Origin of the sequence: Actinosynnema sp. NPDC023658, from assembly GCF_040639995.1 — a bacterium.
Lineage (GTDB): Bacteria > Actinomycetota > Actinomycetes > Mycobacteriales > Pseudonocardiaceae > Actinosynnema.
Window position 1 is genome coordinate 1 of the sequence record NZ_JBFAAX010000687.1, and the last position, 3,091, is coordinate 3,091.

Genomic DNA, 3,091 nt, shown 5'->3' on the forward strand with positions numbered 1-3,091 from the left:
GTCGGCGGCGGGGCGCGGGTCGAGGTGCGGGTCGGGTTCAGCGACGGCGTGCAGGCCGAGGCGCTGCGGCTGGGCTGCTCGGTGCGGAGCGTGCGGTCGTGACGGCCCTGGTGCGGTACCTGCTGGTGGACGTGCTGCGCACCGATCCGGCGGACCGCCCGACCATGGCCGAGGTGGCCGACCGCCTGCGCACGACGTCCGCACCACACGCGGCAACGACCCGTTCGCCGGCGACCGGACCCGCAGCGCCCCGATCGGAAGCACCCGGTCCGGAAACGCCCCGAGCCCCAACGGTTCCACCGGCGACGGCCCACCCGATGTCCCACCCGGCGGCGACCCGACTGGACCTGAACCCGACCGGTCCGCCGTCCGCGCCCGACACCGGTCCGCAGCGGATCGATCCGCAGCCGACCGGCCCACGACCGAGCACCGCCCCGACGTCACCGGACGGGCACCCGACCCTCCTGGCTCCGCAGCGGAAGCGCAGCGGACGGACGGGTCTCGTCGTCGTGGGCGCGGCGGTCCTCGTCGGACTCGTCGTCCTCGGGCTGGTGCTGACCTCCGGCAACCGGGACCACGGCGCGGCCGACCGTACCGGTACTTCGTCCGGCCGCACGACCGCACCCGCTCCCGCGCGGCTGGAGCAGGCGGTGGCCGAGTACTACGCGTTGCTGCCCCGCAACACCGCCCAGGCGTGGGAACGGCTCGGGCCCGGCCTGCGGGCGCAGGGGCGGGAGCCGTACGAGAAGGCCTGGCGGGCCGTCGGTGACCTCACCGTCAGCCAGCCGCCCGCGGCCTCCGGGCCCGACACCGTCACGATCGGCGTCGACTTCACCGACGTGCAGGGCAGGAAGTTCCGCGAGTCGCACCGCCTGCGGCTCGTCGTCGGCAACGGCACGCCGTTGATCGACTCCGTCGAAGTCCTGTCCTCGCAACAACTCGACACCGGCGGCCAGGACAACGGCGACCACGGCAACAAGGGCAACGGCGACAAGGGCAACGACAAGAAGGACGACCGCCGACGCGGTGGCGGCAAGAACGGCGAAGGCTGAGCACCACGAACCGAGCGCCACGAACTGAGCGCCGCAGAGCCGAACACCGAGCAGCCGGACGAACGACGCCGGGGTTCAGACGACGACTTCGCCCCAGACCGCCTTGTACCGGGCACGCGGGTCCACGCCCCAGCGCGACGCCAACCGGTTGACCAGCAGCAGCCCCCGGTGGTGCAGCCCGCGCCCGCCCGGCTTGCCGAGCACCGGCAGCAGTTGCGGACTGGCGTCGAAGACCTCCACCCGCACCACGTGCCGGTCGCGCAGGCGGCTCAGCCGAAGCCTGCGCGGCGCGGTGGCGTGCTCGATGGCGTTGGTGAGCAACGCGTCCGCGATCATCAGCAGGTCCAGCCGCGTCGACTGGTCCAGGTCCGGCACGTTCGCGGTGATCCACCGGCGTGCGCGGCGCACGGACGGTCTTCTGTCGTCCAGGTCGAAGTCGACGTGGTCAGAGGACCGTCGAACGACATCCACTACGCAGGCCTTCCAGCACTAGGCACAACCCCTTCGAGCCCGGGGCTCACGTGCCGGGTTCCCCGCGACCACCCGGACAAACGGTGACACCGGCCTCACCGCGACTCGGCCGCCGCGGGGATCAGGTGGTCGACCAGGCCCGCGGTGGCGTCGATCAGCTTGACCACCCGCGTGACCTCGGGTGATGCCACCAGGGTCAGGTCCGTTCCGTGGTCGCGGCACAGGTCGGCCGCGTGCAGCAGCACGGCGAGACCCGCGACACCCATGAACGTCACGCCGCCCAGGTCGAGCCGCACCCGTTCCGCGTCGAGCCCGTCGCGCGACAGGCAGTCCTGGATCTCGTCGGCCGTGCGGACGTCCACGTCGCCGGACACCGTGATCACCGTGGTGCCGTCGTCGGTCCGGCTTTCGCAGGAGAACGTCGCGCGCGGATCGGACCTGCTCGTCCCGGGTGCCAAAGGTCGCCTCCTGACTCGCCCGCTGTCGTCCCGCGCCGGCGGGAGCGGTTCAGGCGAAGCGGACTTCCGCCCAGACCGTCTTGCAGTCGCCGCGGGTCTCGTGTCCCCAGTTGACCGACAACCGGTTGATCATCAGCAGGCCGCGTCCCTGCTCGGGCGTGTCGAGCCGGCCCAGGACCGGGAACCGGCTCGGGCTGCTGTCGTCGACCTCGACGCGCACCACGTCGCCCACCCGGTGCAACCTCAGCCGTCTTGGCGGGCCCGCGTGCAGGTAGGCGTTGCCGACCAGTTGCGCGGCGATCACCTGGAGGTCCACGAGCCGATCGCCGTCGGTGCCGGGGAACGTCCCGGCGACCAGTCTCAGCAACTCGTCCTGGGCAGGAGGGGTGTCGGGGAGGCTCAGGTCGACGCCATCCCGGGGTAGTTCGACAGTGCTCACACGTTTCACCCTCCGGTGCCCTGTATGCCCAAGGCATGAACAACGCGGTGGTACCCGGTGATCCGAGGTATCAAACGCCTGAATCTAACTCACCCGAACGGCGTAGTAAACGTTACTTCTGAGTGATCGCCACGGGTACCTCGACCCGCACGGGCTGCCGGGGGGCCGCGGTGACCGTGCCGGTGATCGTGCCGCTGGTCGACTTCGGGCCGGCGAGCAGCCGGAAGAGGAACGTCACCGAGCCGCCGGCGGGCAGTTCCGCCTCGGCCCGGCACGTCACGGTGCCCTTGCCGGGCCCGCACCCGATCGCCTGCGCCACCGCGCCCTCCCACCGCAGGAGCGGCCGGCCGCGCAGGTTGTTGCCGGAACCGACGACCTGGACGCCGTCGGGCAGCGTCAGCACCAGGGTGGGAGCCGCCACGGGCGTCGAGCCGGTGTTGCGGACGATGACGGGCAGCGCGACGGGCGGTCCGCCGGTGGTCAGGGCGACCCCCTCGGGCACGATCGGGACCAGCGCCTCGGCCCGGGGTTCGACGACCGTTGCGGTCCCCGCCTGCTCTTCCGCCGTGGCAGTGCCGGAGGTCTGCTCGCCGGGCCACCGCACGGGGCGGCGCGCTCGTGGACGCCGATGAGGCCGTGGCCATCCCGACCGGGTGAACCACCGCGACCGT

At 72.3% G+C, this 3,091-nt stretch carries 5 protein-coding genes; 1 reads left to right on the plus strand and 4 read right to left on the minus strand.

Annotated features, from left to right (window positions below):
- Positions 1 to 98 precede the first annotated feature (98 nt).
- Positions 99 to 1,052, plus strand: coding sequence for a hypothetical protein (locus AB0G02_RS33175; protein ID WP_360802187.1), 954 nt, complete (start codon positions 99 to 101; stop codon positions 1,050 to 1,052).
- Between the two features lie 75 nt (positions 1,053 to 1,127).
- Here the strand turns inward: AB0G02_RS33175 and AB0G02_RS33180 are convergent, their stop codons facing one another.
- The 4 genes from AB0G02_RS33180 to AB0G02_RS33195 form a co-directional block, all read right to left on the minus strand.
- Complete coding sequence (locus tag AB0G02_RS33180) at positions 1,128 to 1,523, minus strand: ATP-binding protein (RefSeq protein WP_360802190.1); 396 nt, start codon at positions 1,521 to 1,523, stop codon at positions 1,128 to 1,130.
- Positions 1,524 to 1,618: 95 nt separating this feature from the next.
- Positions 1,619 to 1,981 (minus strand): anti-sigma factor antagonist, encoded by a 363-nt coding sequence (locus AB0G02_RS33185; protein ID WP_360802193.1) that lies wholly within the window; start codon positions 1,979 to 1,981, stop codon positions 1,619 to 1,621.
- 49 nt (positions 1,982 to 2,030) lie between these two features.
- Entirely contained in the window at positions 2,031 to 2,420 is a 390-nt protein-coding gene (locus tag AB0G02_RS33190) for an ATP-binding protein (RefSeq protein WP_360802196.1), read from the minus strand.
- A gap of 112 nt (positions 2,421 to 2,532) precedes the next feature.
- Complete coding sequence (locus AB0G02_RS33195; protein ID WP_360802199.1) at positions 2,533 to 3,024, minus strand: hypothetical protein; 492 nt, start codon at positions 3,022 to 3,024, stop codon at positions 2,533 to 2,535.
- Between the last annotated feature and the right edge of the window lie 67 nt (positions 3,025 to 3,091).